This window comes from Acinetobacter lwoffii, from assembly GCF_019343495.1.
Taxonomy (GTDB): domain Bacteria; phylum Pseudomonadota; class Gammaproteobacteria; order Pseudomonadales; family Moraxellaceae; genus Acinetobacter; species Acinetobacter lwoffii_P.
Map to the genome: position 1 here is coordinate 693,214 of NZ_CP072549.1, position 18,917 is coordinate 712,130.

General features: G+C 43.4%; 14 protein-coding genes. 6 read left to right on the forward strand and 8 right to left on the reverse strand.

The window, feature by feature from the left end; translation table 11 throughout:
- The first annotated feature begins 4 nt into the window (after positions 1-4).
- Positions 5-3,625, forward strand: a complete 3,621-nt coding sequence (gene uca / locus J7649_RS03310; RefSeq protein ID WP_219309359.1) for an urea carboxylase — start codon at positions 5-7, stop codon at positions 3,623-3,625.
- Between the two features lie 72 nt (positions 3,626-3,697).
- Here uca and J7649_RS03315 read toward each other — a convergent pair whose 3' ends face one another.
- Complete coding sequence (locus J7649_RS03315) at positions 3,698-5,584, reverse strand: AAA family ATPase (RefSeq protein WP_219309361.1); 1,887 nt, start codon at positions 5,582-5,584, stop codon at positions 3,698-3,700.
- A 613-nt stretch (positions 5,585-6,197) separates the two neighbouring features.
- On the opposite strand from J7649_RS03315, the gene J7649_RS16890 reads away from it, so the two are divergent.
- The 4 genes from J7649_RS16890 to J7649_RS03330 are packed head-to-tail and all read left to right on the forward strand — an operon-like array spanning position 6,198 to position 9,604.
- Entirely contained in the window at positions 6,198-6,329 is a 132-nt protein-coding gene (locus J7649_RS16890) for a hypothetical protein (RefSeq protein WP_004647016.1), read from the forward strand.
- Positions 6,322-6,765: a CopG family ribbon-helix-helix protein gene (locus J7649_RS03320; RefSeq protein WP_219309363.1), complete on the forward strand. Its 444-nt coding sequence runs from the start codon at positions 6,322-6,324 to the stop codon at positions 6,763-6,765. The genes J7649_RS16890 and J7649_RS03320 overlap by 8 nt, the downstream gene beginning before the upstream one ends.
- Positions 6,766-6,776: 11 nt before the next feature.
- Positions 6,777-8,585, forward strand: a complete 1,809-nt coding sequence (atzF, locus tag J7649_RS03325; protein ID WP_219309366.1) for an allophanate hydrolase — start codon at positions 6,777-6,779, stop codon at positions 8,583-8,585.
- A complete protein-coding gene (locus J7649_RS03330; protein WP_219309367.1) occupies positions 8,582-9,604 on the forward strand; it encodes an ABC transporter substrate-binding protein in 1,023 nt (340 codons plus the stop codon). The genes atzF and J7649_RS03330 overlap by 4 nt, the downstream gene beginning before the upstream one ends.
- 269 nt (positions 9,605-9,873) lie before the next feature.
- On the opposite strand, the gene J7649_RS03335 is transcribed toward J7649_RS03330, so the two are convergent.
- The 7 genes from J7649_RS03335 to J7649_RS03365 all read right to left on the reverse strand — a co-directional run bounded on the left by J7649_RS03335 (position 9,874) and on the right by J7649_RS03365 (position 15,851).
- The gene (locus tag J7649_RS03335; protein WP_004280373.1) at positions 9,874-10,203 is read right to left on the reverse strand and encodes a DMT family transporter; all 330 of its coding nucleotides are present in this window, start codon (positions 10,201-10,203) and stop codon (positions 9,874-9,876) included.
- 8 nt (positions 10,204-10,211) lie between these two features.
- Positions 10,212-11,093 carry a hypothetical protein gene (locus tag J7649_RS03340; RefSeq protein WP_219309368.1) on the reverse strand — a complete coding sequence of 294 codons (882 nt, stop codon included), beginning with the start codon at positions 11,091-11,093 and terminating at the stop codon, positions 10,212-10,214.
- Complete coding sequence (locus J7649_RS03345) at positions 11,090-12,097, reverse strand: isopenicillin N synthase family dioxygenase (RefSeq protein ID WP_219309369.1); 1,008 nt, start codon at positions 12,095-12,097, stop codon at positions 11,090-11,092. The genes J7649_RS03340 and J7649_RS03345 overlap by 4 nt, the downstream gene beginning before the upstream one ends.
- 77 nt (positions 12,098-12,174) lie before the next feature.
- Positions 12,175-13,056 (reverse strand): ABC transporter ATP-binding protein, encoded by an 882-nt coding sequence (locus J7649_RS03350; RefSeq protein ID WP_064096740.1) that lies wholly within the window; start codon positions 13,054-13,056, stop codon positions 12,175-12,177.
- On the reverse strand, positions 13,056-14,000 hold the full coding sequence (locus J7649_RS03355) for an ABC transporter permease (protein ID WP_005100255.1): 945 nt from the start codon (positions 13,998-14,000) through the stop codon (positions 13,056-13,058). The genes J7649_RS03350 and J7649_RS03355 overlap by 1 nt, the downstream gene beginning before the upstream one ends.
- 245 nt (positions 14,001-14,245) lie before the next feature.
- Complete coding sequence (locus J7649_RS03360) at positions 14,246-15,262, reverse strand: CmpA/NrtA family ABC transporter substrate-binding protein (RefSeq protein ID WP_219309370.1); 1,017 nt, start codon at positions 15,260-15,262, stop codon at positions 14,246-14,248.
- A gap of 10 nt (positions 15,263-15,272) precedes the next feature.
- The gene (locus tag J7649_RS03365; protein ID WP_070154220.1) at positions 15,273-15,851 is read right to left on the reverse strand and encodes an ANTAR domain-containing response regulator; all 579 of its coding nucleotides are present in this window, start codon (positions 15,849-15,851) and stop codon (positions 15,273-15,275) included.
- Positions 15,852-16,354: 503 nt separating this feature from the next.
- Between J7649_RS03365 and nirB the strand changes: the two genes are divergently transcribed.
- Positions 16,355-18,901, forward strand: coding sequence for a nitrite reductase large subunit NirB (nirB, locus tag J7649_RS03370; protein WP_219309371.1), 2,547 nt, complete (start codon positions 16,355-16,357; stop codon positions 18,899-18,901).
- The last annotated feature ends 16 nt before the right edge of the window (positions 18,902-18,917 follow it).

Below are 18,917 nucleotides of genomic sequence, written 5' to 3' on the forward strand. Positions count from 1 at the left end.
GACTATGACTTTAAAATATGGGTTTAATAAAGTTCTCATCGCCAACCGTGGTGCAATTGCTTGTCGTGTCATCCGTACCCTTAAAAAATTAGGCATCCAATCGGTTGCGGTGTATTCGGAAGCAGATCGTGATTCCTTGCATGTGACTTTAGCTGATGAAGCGGTCTTTATTGGTGATGCACCTGCAAGCCAAAGCTATCTGAATGTCGATAAAATCTTAGAAGTGGCCAAACATACCGGTGCGCAAGCGATTCATCCGGGCTATGGATTCCTGTCTGAAAATGCCGAATTCTGTAATCTCTGTGAAGCACAAGGCATTGTGTTCTTGGGCCCAAATGCCGAGCAAATGAAAGCATTTGGTCTGAAACACACTGCACGTGAATTGGCGATTCAAGCCAATGTACCGTTATTGCCAGGTAGCCAATTATTGGCTGATGAAGCTGAAGCCCTGCTTGAGGCTGAGCGTATTGGCTATCCTGTGATGCTGAAAAGTACCGCAGGTGGTGGTGGTATTGGCATGCGTTTGGTGTGGAATGCGGAGGAGCTGAAAGAAGCTTATGCAACCGTGTCTTATTTAGCGCAAGCCAACTTTAAAGATGCAGGCCTTTACTTAGAAAAATTCGTACAAAATGCTCGTCATATCGAAGTGCAAATCTTTGGTGATGGCAACGGTTTAGTTCTAGCACTGGGCGAGCGTGATTGTTCGGTGCAACGTCGTAACCAAAAAGTCATTGAGGAAACGCCTGCACCACACTTAAACGATGAACAACGTGCCTACATCCAAAATGTTGCGATTCAATTAATGCAATCGGTGAATTACCGTTCGGCAGGTACGGTTGAATTTGTGATGGATACTGACACGCAAGAATTCTATTTCTTGGAAGTGAATACCCGTCTACAAGTAGAACATGGCGTGACTGAACAAGTCTTTGGTGTCGATCTTGTTGAATGGATGGTGACTTTAGGCAGTGGCGATTGGGTTGCACCAACATCAAAACTTGAGTCACAAGGACATTCAATTCAAGTGCGTCTTTATGCCGAAGATCCAATCAAAAACTTCCAACCAAGTGCAGGACTTTTGACGCATGTTGAGTTCGATGCCAACGCGCGTAATGAAACTTGGGTAGAAACAGGTTCAAACGTCTCATCTTTTTATGATCCAATGATTGCCAAAATTATTGTGACTGCGGATGATCGTGATTCTGCAATTCAAGCCATGACAGTTACGCTCGCTAAAACCCAAGTGGCGGGCATTGAAACCAACCTTGAATATCTACAAAACATTATCGACTGCAATGTCTTTAAAGCCGGTACGCAAACCACACGTTTTTTAAATACCTTTGAGTGGAAAACTCAAAAAATTGAAGTGCTACAAGCGGGCATTCAAACCGCAGTGCAAGATGTGACAGGACGTTTAGGTTACTGGGATGTTGGTGTTCCGCCATCAGGTGCGATTGATCCGCTGTCTTTGAATGTCGCAAACCAATTGTTGGGCAATGCACCGAATACCGCAGGGCTAGAATGTACACTCCAAGGACCAAGTTTAAAATTCCATTGCGATAGCCAAATTGTCTTGGCAGGTGGCGATATGCCATCGACGTTGGATGGTGTTGCTGTCCCAATGTGGCAAACTGTGAATGTGCGTAAAGGTCAGACGCTGAAATGTGGCAAGATCGCCACAGGTTGCCGTACTTATATTGGCATTAAAGGCGGTCTGAATGTACCTGAATATTTAGGCTCACAAGCGACTTTTACCTTAGGTCAGTTTGGTGGTCATGCAGGGCGTAATTTATTGATTGGCGATATGCTTCCAATCACGGCATTTACATCCGATGAAGTGAAAGCATTAAATGAAGATCAAATCCCAACATTCTCAAATACTTGGGAAATTGCGGTGATGTATGGTCCACATGGCGCGCCTGATTTCTTTACCAAAAACGATATTGATACTTTCTTTGCTAACGAATTTGAAATTCACTTTAACTCAAGCCGTACTGGTATCCGTTTGATTGGTCCAAAACCTGAATGGGCACGTCAGGACGGTGGTGAAGCGGGTCTGCATCCATCCAATATTCATGACAATGCCTATGCTATTGGTGCGATTGATTTCACCGGTGATATGCCAATTATCTTGGGTCCAGATGGTCCAAGCCTAGGTGGTTTTGTCTGTCCTGCGGTGGTGATTAACTCTGAACTATGGAAATTGGGTCAGCTTAAAGCAGGCGATAAAGTCAAGTTTGTACCTGTCAGCTACCATCAAGCGAAATTGCTGAATGAAAAATATCATGTTCAATTAACTGCCCAAGATACACAAGCGGTTACTTTTGATAAATCGTTCTATCCTGAAATCAGCACCTTAAAATCTGCCATTTTAGACACCTTAAAAGGTCAAAATGGTACGCCTGATGTGGTGTATCGTCCTGCCGGCAATAACTATATGCTCGTTGAATATGGCGAGTTGGTTTTAGATTTAAACCTGCGTTTCCGTATTCATGCGCTGATGCAATGGGTCAAAGATCAAAATATTCAAGGCATTATTGACCTGACACCGGGCATTCGTTCACTACAAATTCATTTTGATTCGACCCAACTCGATCAGATTGATTTATTGCGGATGCTTCAAGTGGCAGAAGAGCAACTGCCTGATGTCACCGAGATGCAAGTGCCATCACGTACCGTGTATTTACCGCTTGCGTGGGAAGATTCACAAACTCAACTTGCCACTGAGCGTTATATGCAAACGGTACGACCTGATGCGCCGTGGTGTCCGGACAATATCGAATTTATCCGTCGTATTAATGGCTTAAAAGACAAACAAGCCGTGAAAGATGTGGTCTATAACGCCAGTTATTTGGTCATGGGCTTGGGTGATGTGTATTTGGGTGCACCTGTAGCAACGCCACTTGATCCGCGTCAGCGTTTAGTCACCACCAAATATAACCCTGCACGGACATGGACACCTGAAAACGCTGTGGGGATCGGCGGTGCATATATGTGCGTGTATGGCATGGAAGGTCCAGGCGGTTATCAGTTTGTCGGTCGTACGTCGCAAATGTGGTCGCGCTACCGTAAGAACCCTGACTTTGAACAAGGTATGCCGTGGTTACTGCGCTTCTTTGACCAGATTAAGTTTTATGAAGTTTCTGAAAATGAACTGATGCAGATGCGTGAGGACTTTAAAGCAGGTCGTTTAAAACTTCATATTGAAGAAGGTGTACTCAACCTAAAAGAATACAATGACTTCTTAACCGAAAACCAAGAGTCTATTTCTGCATTTAAAGCGGTGCAACAAGCCAACTTTGATGCTGAACGTCGTCGCTGGCATGAAGCGGGTCTTGCGGAATATGTCTCTGAAAGTCTGGATGCTGTGGATGATGGTGAAGGTGTTGAAGTACCTGAAGGTGGTTGTGCGGTGGAATCGCATATGCCGGGTTCAATTTGGAAAATTGAATGTGCCTCGGGTGATATTGTGGAAGAAGGTGCAACGCTTGCCGTGATTGAAGCGATGAAGATTGAGATTCCCATTATTGCGCCTGAGCGTATGCGTGTTGATGCAATTACCATTGAAAAAGGGCAAACGGTAAAAACGGGGCAAGTGTTGTTTACGTTAGCACCAGTGGCTTAAAGAATCCTCCCTAACCCTCCTTTTTCAAAGGAGGGAATTTCCCCTCTTTATTAAAGAGGGGTTAGGGGAGATTTAAGAATTACATTTTTCGATATGCTTAAATATTCGTTCACATAACGCTTTGGCTTTTGGTGTAAGTTCCCAATCAGGTTTTTCATCGAAATCTTTGATGATTTCTCGGCAGAAATCTAGTTTATATTTTATTGTACCTACACCTTTACCATCAGCAAATGCAGTTTTATCAGTTGATGTTCTGGTATTTCGTATTTGATCGTCTAATAGTTTTCCTATTCCATAATCTTTATGATCAAAGTAATCAGATGCAGTTATTGAATCTAGATTTTCTATAGTAAACCCTTGCTTAGTTTTAGCTTTCATATTGCTAAACTTCTTCTGTGCAACTCTAACTATAGAGTCTTTTGGAAGAGTATTCTCAGTTTCTTTACATTCTAAAATCAGATAATTATCTTTCTTCAACTCACTTTTTAAAACTTGCACACGATCAGCTTTATTTTGAATATCACCATCTGCAATGAGTAACATTTCACTTGCGACAGCTTTAGCACTTAAACCTTTATCTTCCAACTGATCAGCATAGGTATCACTAAAGCACCAATGGACTAAATTGCTTCCTGCATATTCTACAAACGTGTAGTGATAATTCGGCATAAAGCGACGATACTTTTTATAAAGTTCATTATTAGATTTTTCTAATTCGGCTAAATATTTTTCCATATATTTTGTGATATACAGACGATCTGTAATACCTTCAACCCAGATCGTACAGTTAGCTAAATAAACAGAAGAAGGACGTACACCTAGTGAGGCAAGTAGGTCACGATCACGGTCACAACGATAAATTTTAAAATCAAATTTACTTGGATTATCTATATTGGGTAGCTTTACAAATTTCTGAATTATCACTTGATCAGACTCATCCGCCATATCGAGTAAGTGATTTGAGTGCGTAGTAAAGAAGTAATAATGGGAAGTTTCGTTTAAGTAGAAATTCATTAACTGGCGAACCATACCTGCATGCATATGAAGTTCAGGTTCTTCTATGAAGAAAGCATGTGTTTCATCTTTTTTGATAAATGCTTCATATGTCAAAACGATCGCTTGTTGTAAACCATCACCTAATTTATGAATGGCAAATTGATCATCCTCACCAAGTTTAATATGTACAACATCATTGTCATGACCGTTATCATCTTTACCAATGTATGGAATTAGAGTAACGGTTTCATTATCAAAAAAGTACTGACTTAACTTTTCTTCATATTGTTTTATTAGCTCGCGCTGTTGTGGTTTACCTAATAGATGAATTTTTAATTCATGATATAGACGTTCACCAGTAACGATATTTTCTTTATTAAATTTATTAGGATCTTTGAAATAGTCTTTCTGGGCACGTTCAATATAAGGATATTTTTTGTCTAAATCGGTTACAGGGCGCATCCCACGTAATATTGGAATATAAAATTTCTTATTATGAAAAATTTTATTTATATTTTCCTCAATTTCTTTAATAAATTTAGCCTTAGCTTGTGGAATATTGTTATTTGAGTATAAATCTTGCAGTTGATTGAACTGTCCCAAATAGTTCAAACAATTTTCAAATATTTGGATAATTGATCCTACATTTTCAGGTACAAGAGATGATTCACTATTAATAAAATGTTTGTAGTTAGGGTTGTTTTTTAATGGTATATTTTGGAGATTTATAATTAGTTGTTTCTTAAAACCTTTTAATTTTCTGAATTGTAATGAATTATATAGATGTTGCCCAGAATACATTCTAAATAACTCACGTAAAAATCTACTTTTCCCAGCATTATTTTTACCAATAAAAAAATTAAGTCTTTTTATTTCCAAGACTTCATCATAATTAGTTTCTGTATCATTGTCGGAACTATAGCCTTCTAGATTTTCAGCCCAGTAATATAGTTTTTCTGTCATAAAAAGCCCCCAAATATGGGAGCTAATTTAGCAGTAATTCATTACTTTTCAAATGAGTTATGAAATAGTGATTGATTCAAGTTTAGTAATCTTAGTTTCAAATATAAAAAGCAGAGGCATACAGTTGCCTGAACATCTTTCAGCCACACTTTGATGCACCCTCGAACCCCAATGGTGCAAAATGGGCTATTTTTTAGGCATACTTAAAAAATAAATCATTCTTGTTTTGCCTCTATTTGCGTATGTAATTAATTTTCCAAGCATTCTGCTTAAATCTATTCTATTTTATATTGTGGCACGCTTAATGCATTTATTTATATACAACATAAATAGAGGAGAGCAATACACTTGATCACTCATAATCACAAACATCGGTTAACCATTCATGTATAAAAAGAATAGCAAGGACATGAGCAATCAAAATGGAATAAACCGGTGAAATACAAAACTTACTTTTGCTTTAGAACAAGCCCCATTTCAATGTTATGGGGCTTTTTTTCGCCCTTTTAAGCAAGTTTATTTACCTCATCCAAATAACTAAAAATTGGCACGCTTTCTGCATTTTCCTAAGTAATACGAAATTCTGGTTTTGTAATATCCCTAGGAGATGCACATGAACAATCCGACATCAAATAAAAAAATGCATCCATGGCTTCACTTTCTGGTTGAGCTGCTCAGCGTACGTGCAGGCTTTCACATTAAACAGTCTTCCCAATATCAACCCAAGGATCAACATCGTGCCTAAACAAAAATTGGCACGGATCAGTATTACCGTGCCAGAAACAACGCTACATGCGATGGATCAAAAAATTGTCGAGCAGCACTATGAAAGCCGCTCGCAGGCCATTGTCGATATGATTAACCGCCACCTGATTGATGATCTGGTGATTCGCGATGAAGTCATGGTTGGCACGCTTACCTTGCTCTATGACGTCAGCTTGAAACCGCTGCGCAGTCAGCTGGTCGATCTGCAGCAGCAGTATCTGGCACAAGTGATCAATTCGCTTCATATCCAGCTGGATGATGAAAAAATTCTGCAAGTCATGCTGATGCAGGGCGTGAGCAGTGACCTGAAAGAAATTAGCGAACAATTTATTGCATTGAAAGGCGTGATTAAAGGGCATCTCGAACTGATGGATGCTGTCATGCCGCCTATTCCACAAAATACCGAACACACTTAAGGAGAACAGCTGTGCACAACTTATGGACTGTACAGGACTGGCAACACGCCTACCAGAATAACAATATCCAGCTTAGTGACCTGATTGAGTATGTTGCCGGGTTGAATAATGACGATCATGCCTGGATATCAATTGCGACGGCAGCACAATTACAGGCACAAATTGATGCATTGACTGGTGCAGATAGTGCAAGCTTGCCACTTTATGGGGTGCCATTTGCGGTCAAGGACAATATTGATGTTGCAGGGTTCTATACCACAGCAGCATGTAAAGAAGCAGCCTATCTGGCGACTTCCGATGCAACCGCAGTAGCCAAATTAAAAGCTGCCGGCGCGATTGTCGTGGGTAAAACCAATCTGGACCAGTTTGCAACGGGTCTGGTCGGGGTGCGCTCACCATACGGCGCGGTGAAGAACAGCTTTAATCCTGAATATATCAGTGGTGGTTCGAGTTCCGGTTCAAGTGTTGCTGTAGCAAATGGACAAGTACCATTCAGTCTGGGTACAGATACTGCAGGTTCAGGACGTGTACCAGCAGGGCACAATAACATTGTCGGACTCAAACCGACCAAAGGCTGGTTCTCGACTACAGGCCTGATTCCAGCTTGCCGCACCATCGATGTGATTTCGATTTTTGCCTTAACGGTGGATGATGCTTGGCAGGTAGCGCAAGTCATGCAAGGCTATGATGCTAGTGATGATTATTCCCGAGTACATCCTCAGAATGTACCGAGCCAATTTTCAAAAGGGAAAATTGGCATTCCGGATACACTGGAATTTTATGGCGATGCTGAAACTGAAAAAGCATTCCAGCTGGCGATCGCACGTGTACAAAGCTTGGGTTATACGGTTGAGCCGATTGATTTTGCTCCATTTCAACAACTGGCAGCGGCCTTGTATAACCGCTCTTGGGTGGCTGAACGTACCAGTGCCGTGGAAAAAATGGTGCAACGCGAGCAGACCCATCCGGTCATTGGCCAGATTATTGCGCAGGCAGACCGGTTCAATGCGGTCGATGTCATGCAGGATGAATATGAACGTGCCCACCTGAGCCGTGTTATTCAAAATACACTGGCAGATTATGATGCCTTGATGGTGCCTACTGCACCCACCATTTATCGCATTGCAGAAGTAGAAGCCGATCCTCTGGTAAAAAACAGCCACATGGGCGCTTATACCAATTTTGTCAATTTTGCCGATCTTTCGGCTTTGGCGCTACCAAATAGCATTCGTGCTGATGGTCTTCCAACGGGTGTGACCTTTATTGCGCCAGCCTGGATGGATGAAGCACTGGCCAAATTCGGGCAAAAATGGCAGCAATCGAGCCAGTTAAAGCTAGGCACCTCTGAACTTAGCTATGAAAAAACAACTGAAATCTCATCGGGGCACAGCGTCAAACTGGCTGTCGTCGGAGCACATCTGACCGGTATGCCACTGAATTTTCAGCTGACCACACGCAGTGGCACCCTGATGAAGCAGACCCGGACTGCTTCGCATTACAAACTCTATGCTTTAAAAAATACGACACCGCCAAAACCTGGCCTGCAATACAACGCGAAAGGTTTTTCAATTGAAGTAGAGGTCTGGGACATTCCGCGTGCACTGTTCGGAGACATTGTTGCAGAAGTTCCGGCACCTTTGGGGATCGGCAATGTCCAGCTGATTGATGGCACTTGGGTCAAAGGCTTTATCTGTGAAGGCTATGCACTTGAGGATGCAACAGATATTAGTCATTTCGGTGGCTGGCGCGAATTTATGAAATCTAAACAACTTTCAAATACCAAATTTAAATGTGAATGCATAGGGGAAGTCGCAAAATGATCAAAAAAGCACTGATGTCAGTTTCCGTACTGTCTGCAATCCTTTTAAGCGGTTGTGACAATACCGCTAAAGTACCTGAACCAAATGCCAAGGCTGAAGGTACTGTAAATACTCAACCCATCCGGATTGGTTATAGCGACTGGCCGGGTTGGGTTGCGTGGCAAGTTGCGATTGAAAAAGGCTGGTTAGAGGAAGCTGGAGTCAATGCTGATTTTAAATGGTTTGACTATTCAGCCTCACTTTCAGCTTTTGCTGCCAACCAGCTGGATGCGGTCATGGTCACTAATGGTGATAATCTGGTCACTGGCTCTGGCGGTACCAAGGGTGTGATGATCATGGCGACTGATTATTCAGCTGGAAATGACGTGATTATTGCCAAGAATGGCATTAATTCGATTCAGGATCTGCGCGGTAAAACAATCGCGACTGAAAAAGGCCTCGTTGATCACTTGTTACTGTCCACTGCACTGGATGATGCCAAGGTTAAACTGAATGAAGTTAAACTGGTCAATACCATGACCAATGAATTGCCACAGGTGTTTGCCACTCCCGATATTGATGCGATTGCGGTATGGCAGCCAGTGGCGAATCAGGCTTTATCCGCGGTGGCCGGTTCCAAGATTATTTTCACCTCTAAAGACAAGCCGGGATTAATTTACGATACCTTGACCGTGAATCCAGCCCATCTGGAAGCCAATAAAGAGCAATGGAAAAAGGTGATTCAGGTTTGGGATAAAACCGTCAAATACATCAATGACCCGGCGACTCGTGAAGATGCCGCACAGATCATGGCCAAACGTGTTGGTGTCGATGCGAAAACCTATATGCAGTTCATTGATGGTACGCATTTACTTGATCTGGCCGCCAACAAGAAAGTCTTTACCAAAGGTAATGGTTTCGACTCGATCTATGGTTCTAGCTATCATGTGAACAAGTTCAATGTGGCTAACGGCATTTATACGACTGAAATGAACGTGGATGGCGTGATTGTTCCAACGCTGGTACAAGAGCTGCAATAAAGCCTGATCTCTTGCATAAAAAATCCCCGGTCTGGGGATTTTTTATTGTCAGATAAATAGGGTTCTTTCATAAATTATTTTGAATCACTACAAATAAAATTCCCTCTCCTTGTAGGAGAGGGTTAGGGAGAGGTTCTTTCTAAGAAATCCCCTCATCCTCTTACGAAGCAATGCTTCTCATTCCAGAGGAGAAAGGAACTTTCAATATCCATTTAAATATGAATAGAATGATCATTTTTGATTTATGAAAGAACGCTAATATTTAAAAATTAAAGCTGCGTACTTTTAGAAAAGACATTGATAAAAATAATGCCAATAATCATAAACGCCAGACCAATCAGCGCGGGAAGATCCAATTGCTGTTTAAACACCAGTAGCCCCACCGTTGAAATCAGAATAATGCCGGCACCGGACCAGATTGCATAAGCAATGCCCATCGGAATGGTTTTCATGGTCAATGACAGGAAAAACAGGGCAACGGCATAACCGGCAATGGTGGCAAGTGAAGGCCAGAGCACGCTAAAACCATTGGAAGCTTTCAATGCAGAAGTTGCAATGACTTCTGCAATAATGGCAATCGACAGATATAAAAAAGACATATTTCTCCCTATAACACCCGTTCTGCATGCTGCATCAGGTGATCCTGTTCTGACTTCAGCCAGCTTTCAGCTTGTGTAGTCGTGGGGGTGGCATATTGAAATTGGTAATCCGGCTGGTACATGTCCAGCTCAAAAATCAGGTCAATATCGCGACCATCTAAAATGACGTGCTGAACCAGACTGCTCTCATTGAGAACTTCAAAATTTTCCAGGTTAAAGGTTTTGTTTGTTTCACTGCTGCGGGTGCTGTAAGTTTTGCTTTGACCATCAGTCCCGATAGAGACCTCAAAACTTTCTAACAAGGCAAACACGGTCGGATCAACAGCTTTAAAGTCCATTTGAGCGACTGCATTTTGTACTTCTGGTAAACGCGTCAGGGCATAGGCCATATAGTCATCACAAATAATCAGGCCACCATCCATTTCCAGATGCTGACCAGATTGAAGATCAAGTGCAGACTGAAGTCGCAAGCCTAAAAATAAACCGTGCTGTACCTGCTGGCGCCAGTCTTCGACATAGACATTACTTGGAGAAAATTCCAGAATGCAGTTACCAATCGCATGTAATCTGGCTGGTTCCGGCCACTGCACATGATTCTGGTAATTGGCGTAGTCTTTCACCTCCCAGGACAATAACTGGTTGGTGCTATCCCAAAGCGTATTGCCAATCCAGCCTTGGCGTTCCTGAACAGCAGTTTCTATCTGGCTTTTTAAACGAAGATCAATGGTAAAACTGCGCGACTGAAACCAGTACACAATGGTATTTTCATCGGTCAGACCATTAAAAAAGCTGATGCTTTTACGCCGAAATGCCCCATATAAAAAGTCAGGAATAATCTCTGGCTGAGGGGTAGTGGGCTTTAACGTTTTAATTACTTCAAACAGATTCATGATGCTGTCTCCGCCTGTTCTTCAAGTCCAAAAGAGGAAAGTGGTACAGCATTTTTTAAGACCAGTTCACCGCTAGCAATGCGTTGTTTTAAATATTGAAAGGTCTGGGCGGTCTGATTAAATAAATGCTCGCCCCCGATCAGGGCAGAATATTTGGAATTTTCAGTGTGAATAACCGGTTCAATCACGGTGTCATAATTGCAGGCGCAAAACAGCGGGAATGAATAACGTTCTTCCGAAACCTTTTTCACGCGGTGCTTGGTGGCGAGATATTTACCATTTGACAGAATTTCCATCATGTCACCGATATTCATCACCAGAGTATTTTCAATCAGTGGAATATCGATCCATTCACCGGCTTTATTTAAAACCTGTAAGCCGGGCGCGGTGTGTAACAGCAAGGTAAAGCACTCATAATCGGTATGTGCACCTATGCCTTCGGCATCTTGCACTTCCGGATTATAGGGATAATGAATCAAGCGTAGCTGACTTGGTGCATCAGTAATTTTTCTTTCGAAAAAGTCCTCACGAACGCCCAACGCCAGTGCAAAGGCAGAAAAAATCTGCCGGCTGATCTCACGCAGATGACTATAGTATTGGCTGACAATAGACTTGAAATCCGGATGGTCTGGCCATAAGGTGGGCCCAAGTAAAGGACAGTCTTTTCTTACCCCCTGATAATCATAATTGACATCATAGGCTTCTTTTAAATCATAACTGTTGCCGGCAAACTGTTCTTCGCCAATCGGCACATAGCCACTATGGTTTTTTGATTTGCCAATATAGTGCTGCATTTTGGTGTCCAGATCCTGAGAAAAATAGGACTGGGCCATTTCAATCAAGGCTTTGGCGTAATCAGAATTAAACTGGCTACCTTGCAGATAAAGAAATCCGACTTCTTTACAGGCATGATCCAGAGCATGAGCAACCTCAATACGATCGGCTAAATCCGGACTTTGTAATTTTGAAATATCAACCAGTGGGAGTACATATTGCGCTTGCATGATAATCACCTCTAATGTTGGTCGTCCAACACAGCGATTAAAACCTTCGGGTCGTCCCAAAGGCATTTTGGATAAGATTATTTATTGCTGCTGACCTTGGTCATACGCGGAATGACCGGCAGTTCTGCCAGTGCCGGATCCAGTTCATCTTCTTCAGCATGCACCAGATAATCGACACGTTGTCTTAACTGTTTAAATTCAGGACTAAGCATGACGTCTGGATGGCGTGGACGAGGTAGATCAACTTCGATAATTTCCTTGATTTCACCCGGATTGGCTTTCAGCGCCACAATACGGTCGGCCAGTAAAATGGCTTCATCCATATCGTGAGTCACAAAAATGATGGTGATATCAATGTTTTGCCAAAGATCCATCAGATGACGCTGCATTTTTTGCCGGGTATGCGGATCGAGTGCTCCAAAGGGTTCATCCATCAACAGGATCTTCGGTTCATTGACCAAAGCCCGGGCAATCGCGACACGCTGTTTCATCCCGCCAGACAGCTCATGCGGATACTGGTTTTCATACTTTTCCAGACCAATGATATTGATCCATTCACGTGCCTGCGCTTCGGCCGCTGCACTACTTTGGCCTTTCATGCGCGGGCCAAACATGACATTTTCCTTGACGGTTTTCCATGGAAACAGGGTATAGCCCTGGAACACCATGCCACGCTCTGGACTTGGGCCGGTAATCGGCTGACCATCCACCAGAATCTCACCACTGCTATAAGGATCCAGACCGGCGACTACACGGCTAAAGGTTGACTTGCCGCAACCGGAAGGCCCAATCACACAGATGAACTCCCGCTTATGAATTTTCAAATTTAGTGCATTTAAAACCGTACGCTCGGTTTTGCCATGACTGAATTTTTGCGTCAATTGCTTCGCTTCCAGAATCACCGGACGGCTATAAATCTTGTCAAAGTATTCGCGGGTATTAAATTCAGTGTTTTGCATCAGTTGGCTCCCGGTTTCCATTTAAATAAGCGTTGTCCCAGTTTCATTAAAATCACATCACACAGCAGACCAATCACACCGATAATCAGGATCGCGGCAAAGACATTATCAAAGTTCTGATAGCGGGCTTGCTGGGTAATAAACCAGGTAATTCCGGAGGTACTGCCGATTAGTTCTGCTACGATCAGGTAAGTCCATGCCCAGCCCAGCAACACACGCAGATTGCGGTAAATTTCAGGCAGGGCGGCAGGAATCACCACATGTAACAGACTTTTGAGTTTATTTGTGCCCAGAGTAAAACCGGCTTCAATCAGGCTGCGATCCACCAGACGTGTGGTATTGGCAATAATCAGGATTTGCTGGAACAGGGTTCCAATCACAATAATGGCAATTTTGGGTGCATCATTGATTCCGAGAATTGCGACTGCCAGTGCACCAAAGGCCGGAGCAGGCAAATAACGAAAAAATTCGACAAAGGGCTCGGTCAGCTGGGAAATTTTATTGGAAAACCCGCATAAAATACCGAGTGGAATACCAACTAAGGAAGAAATAAAGAACGCGGTAAAGACCAGCTTGATACTGTGCCACAGGCTTTCATGAAACCAGGGCGCATTGGCCTGAGCCGGCTCCGTGGTAAAAGCTGTGATCAGTGCAATTGCCACTTGATGCGGTGCAGGCAGATAAATCGGGTTGACCAGAATACCCTGCGGCGGAGCCAGACCTTGATCTACTGCAGATTGCGCAGCAGAAAAAAACTGGTCTTTATCAATACGACTCTCGACCTGTAAATAGGCAACACTACCTGAATCAGTAATCTGGACTTGTGGATGCCAGATAAATGGCAAATAGCTGACTGCACACCAAATCAGAATTGGTATTAAAAAAGACCCCAAGCCAAACAGCAATTTATTTCTTTGACTGAGTTCACGTGCAACGTAACTCATAGTGTTGCCCCTCAATATTACAAATTTTATAAAACGTAATACTGACTAAGCAAAATGGATGCCATTTCATCCAAAATCATGAAATGACTCTTAAAAGGATTTATTTTTATAGAAAAAATTAGCAGACAACTTTTAATCATATTCAAGAAGTTAGATCAGAATGCAGAGATTTTTAATCATTTTCTGGAAAATAGACTCAATAAAAAAGACCTGAAAAATCAGGCCTCTTTTTTCAGTAACATCATTTAGCCAATAATATCTGCATGCTGGTTTTGCAAGCTATAGATGCACTGCTGCGCAATCTGTTTTTTCTCGGCTGCGGTCATTTCAATATTTTCCCATTTCTGCATCTGCTGCAAGAGCCAGATAAAATCATCAACTTTCGGTTGGGCACTTTCCCCAACAAAATTCCGGATAATATTCTTGATCTTGTAAAAGTCATAGACATGCCGCTGGGCGGAACATTCAAACTGAATAATCTGATAATCGACTAACATATCCCAGACTTCGGAAAGATCAGGGCGCTGCTTTAAATCATCCTGCGCTTTTTGTACTGCCTTGACCACTGCCTCTACAGTAAATGGATGCTGTTCTGCCCATTCCTGGGTCATGGCCAAGACTTTATCGGCAACTTTTGGAATGACATTCTGGCTCGCCGCAACGATAAAGCTATAGCCTTCAAGTTTGGCCTGAATATTCCAGGGTTCTCCCACACAAAAACCATCGAATACTTGTTCCGAAATTCCTTTTACCATGGAAGGCGGTGGAGAGGTCATCAGCTGGATATTCTTGGCCAGTTGTGGATCAGTCAGCGCCAACCATTCTTTTAAACAGTAATGGTGAATTGAATATTTATAAACATAGGCCAGATTGATGGAATGATTCTGTTGTAAAGCCTGTACCAGTTTCTTTGAGGTATTCTGTTCATCATCCCCAGGCTGGATGCCGAGTTCATAGCACAAATCCTGGCGCAGGCTAATAAAAGCCTGATTCACGCTCAGTACTAGAGGGGTTTGCAAAGCCACCTGTAACTGGTCTGTACCCAGGGCAGCAGCGGGCAGCATGGCAGACAAGCAATGTGCAGCATCCAGAAAGCCATAGGCCAGACGGTCACGCAAACTAGACCAGGAGGCTTCACGGATTAAATTGATGGTTAATCCTTGCTCAGCAAAATACCCCTGTTTTTCGGCCCAGAGAATGGCGACACAATCAAGTAAAGGAATATAGCCAATATTGAGTTCAGTTTTTTCTAATGTGGACATATGCTTTTCCTTATTGGCCCAATAACAGCTTCTGTGCATCCAGTAAGCGTCTGGCCATTTCACCAATGGTAATCCGGTGACTCATGGCATTTTTACGCAATAAAGCAAAAGCTTGCTCTTCCGTTAAGGCATGCAGCTGGATGAGCAGGGCTTTGGCTTTATCGATATCTTTACGGTCAATCAGCTTGTCCTGGGTTTCTTTTAAATCGTTCAGCAGCTTTTTATGTTTGCGGAATTGTTCAATTGAAATTTCCAGAATGCTTTCTAGTTTGGTGGGATCAATACCATCGACAATATAAGCCGTGATTCCGGCATCAATCGCACTCTTGATGGTGTCTTTATTGGAGTTCTGGGTAAACAGCACGGTCGGGAGTTCATATTGGCTGACACAACTTTCAATAATATCCCGATGCGGATGATCCATATTCAACAGGATCACATCTGCATGAATGCCTTTGACATGTACCATATTCAGGTCATTCAGGATTAAGCAGGCCACCACCTGAAAATCATGTAAAAGCAGGGATTCCTGGATGAATTGGGCACGCTCCAGATCATCATCAATAAGAGCAATTCGTAATTTGGACATGGAATATTTTCAAGTAAGGCCTAAGGAATATTCAAGCAGGATTAAAGCAAAAAACATGCCATTAAATTGGTGCATAAAATTTCGTTTTTCTGTTCAATTTAGTGCATAGCTTTAGGGATTTCAGCTGATGGCTGATCAAAATGAAGCGTTTAGGTAGATCATCTGCCTGAAATAAGGCGTTTTCTTATTGGAAAAGTTGGCACGATTTCTGCATTTATTAAATCGTCAAAGATGACTTTCAATACTAACAACGGCCAACGATGTCCGTTCTGATCGTAATTGCACTTTCAAGGAGTGTGATTGGTATTTCGTTCAGCACAGGATAAATGACATGGTCAGTTGTTCAGCAATACAAAACGCACAAGCGTTTCAACCCTTCCTCCAGCATTACAAAGCGCTGGGTTGCGGTATTTACAACATATTCAATCAGCAGACATATCAATGCCTAGACGTGATATGCGGCTTTTTATCATCTTTAAAAAAACAATAGTTGGAGTGCAGATATGAAAATTCTCATGATTGGGCATGGCATGGTGGGGCATAAATTCATCGAATCTGTACTGGAACAGGCCGGTGATGACATTGAGCTGACCATTTTGGCAGAAGAGCCACATTTAGCTTATGACCGGGTACATTTGACTGAATATTTCAGCGGCAAGTCGGTCAAGGATCTGAGTCTGTGTCGTAGTGATTTTGCCGATGCCTATGGCATTGATTTGCGTCTTAATACCAAAGCAGTTGAAATTGATCAGCTCAATAAAACCGTCACCACCAACCAGGGTGATGTGCTGAGTTTTGACAAGTTGATTCTCGCTACCGGTTCTTATGCCTTTGTGCCACCAATCCCGGGCAATGACCGTCAGAATTGCTTTGTTTATCGTACCATTGAAGATCTGGATGCCATTCGTGCAGCTAGCCTGAATGCAAAAACTGGCGTAGTGATTGGCGGCGGCTTGCTAGGGCTGGAAGCAGCGAAAGCCCTGCGAGATCTGAATCTGGAAACCCATGTCGTAGAATTTGCTCCGCGTCTGATGGCGGTGCAGATTGATGATCTGGGCGGCCGGGTACTGCGCTCTAAAATTGAAGACCTTGGTGTCAAGGTACATACTCAAAAGGCCACGTCAAGTATTGAAGATGGTGACAGCACTCAGCATGTAATGAAGTTCGGAGATGGTTCGGTGCTTGAAACCGATATCATCCTGTTCTCGGCCGGTATTCGTCCGCGTGATGAACTGGCGCGCCAAAGTGGTTTACTGATTGGTGAGCGTGGCGGCATCATCATTAATGATTATTGCCAGACCTCACATCCGGACATTTATGCCATTGGTGAATGTGCACTTTGGGACAATAAAATTTATGGTCTGGTTGCACCGGGCTATGACATGGCGCGGATCGCGGCAAAACATGTCCTAGGCCAAGAAAGTCATGCATTCGCTGGTGCGGACATGAGTACCAAGCTCAAACTGATGGGCGTGGATGTTGCTTCTATTGGTGATGCACATGCCATGTCCCCAGGTGCCTTGAGCTATTTCTATGCTGATGAAGCCGCGCAGGTTTATAAAAAAATCGTGGTGTCAGCAGATAAGACCAGGCTGCTGGGTGCGGTACTGGTGGGCTGTGCCAAAGAGTATAGCGATCTTTTACAAATGATGCTGAATGGTCTGTCTGTACCAGAGCAACCGGAAAGCCTGATCATGCCGGGCTTTGATCAGTCAACTTCCAAATCGGGTGGTAGTGGCATCGATTTATTGCCTGACAGTGCGACCATCTGTTCCTGTAATAACGTTTCCAAAGCTGATATCTGTTCAGCCATTGATGGCGGTGCAACTTCATTGGGTGCACTGAAAAAATGCACCCAGGCTGCAACGGCGTGCGGTGGCTGTGCGCCACTGGTAACGCAGGTTCTCAAATCTGAATTACAACGTCAGGGTGTCACGGTGAACAATCACCTGTGCGAACACTTTGCCTATTCACGTCAGGAACTGTATCACCTGGTTCGTGTGCATGAGATCAAGACATTCTCTGACCTGATTCAGCAACATGGGCACGGCATGGGCTGTGATATCTGCAAACCGACTGTAGCCAATATTCTGGCATCCTGCTGGAATGATTTTGTTCTGAAACCAAGTCATGCCGGTTTGCAGGATAGCAACGACTACTACCTCGGCAATATCCAGAAAGATGGTTCCTATTCGATTGTGCCACGTGTGGCAGGCGGCGAGATTACCCCGGATGGTCTGATTACCATCGGTCAGATCGCCAAAGATTATGGTCTATATACCAAAATCACGGGCGGACAACGAATTGACATGTTTGGTGCGCAGGTACATCAACTGCCTGAAATCTGGGAAAAACTGATCAATGCCGGTTTCGAGTCCGGACATGCTTACGGCAAATCCTTACGTACGGTGAAATCTTGTGTGGGTAGTACCTGGTGCCGTTTTGGAGTCGATGATTCTGTCGGCTTGGCGATTTTCCTGGAAAATCGTTATAAAGGCCTGCGTTCACCCCATAAAACCAAAATGGCAGTATCCGGCTGTACCCGTGAATGTGCAGAAGCACAGAGCAAGGATGTCGGTGTCATTGCCACGGAAAAAGGCTGGAATCTATATGTATGCGGAAATGGCGGCATGAAACCGCGCCATGCTGAACTGCTCGCCTCGGATCTGGATACTCCCACACTCATCAAATATATCGACCGCTTCTTTATGTTCTATATCCAGACAGCAGACCGTCTGCAGCGCACCAGTGTGTGGCGTGACAATATGGAAGGTGGGCTGGACTATCTGAAAGATGTCATTGTGCATGATTCACTGGGTATTGCTGCTGAACTGGAAAGTCGTATGCAGCATGTGATTGGCACTTATCAGGATGAATGGCGCAGCGCGATTGAAGATCCTGAAGTGCGCAAACGCTTTAAGACTTTTATCAATGCCAAAGCAGCCGAGCAGAATGACCCGCATATTCAGTTTGCGCCTGTGCGTGGCCAGATTCGTCCAAAGACAGAAGCTGAACGTGATTTAAACCGTATTCCAGTGGTTGAAGCCTAAATACCACAGTCAGGGA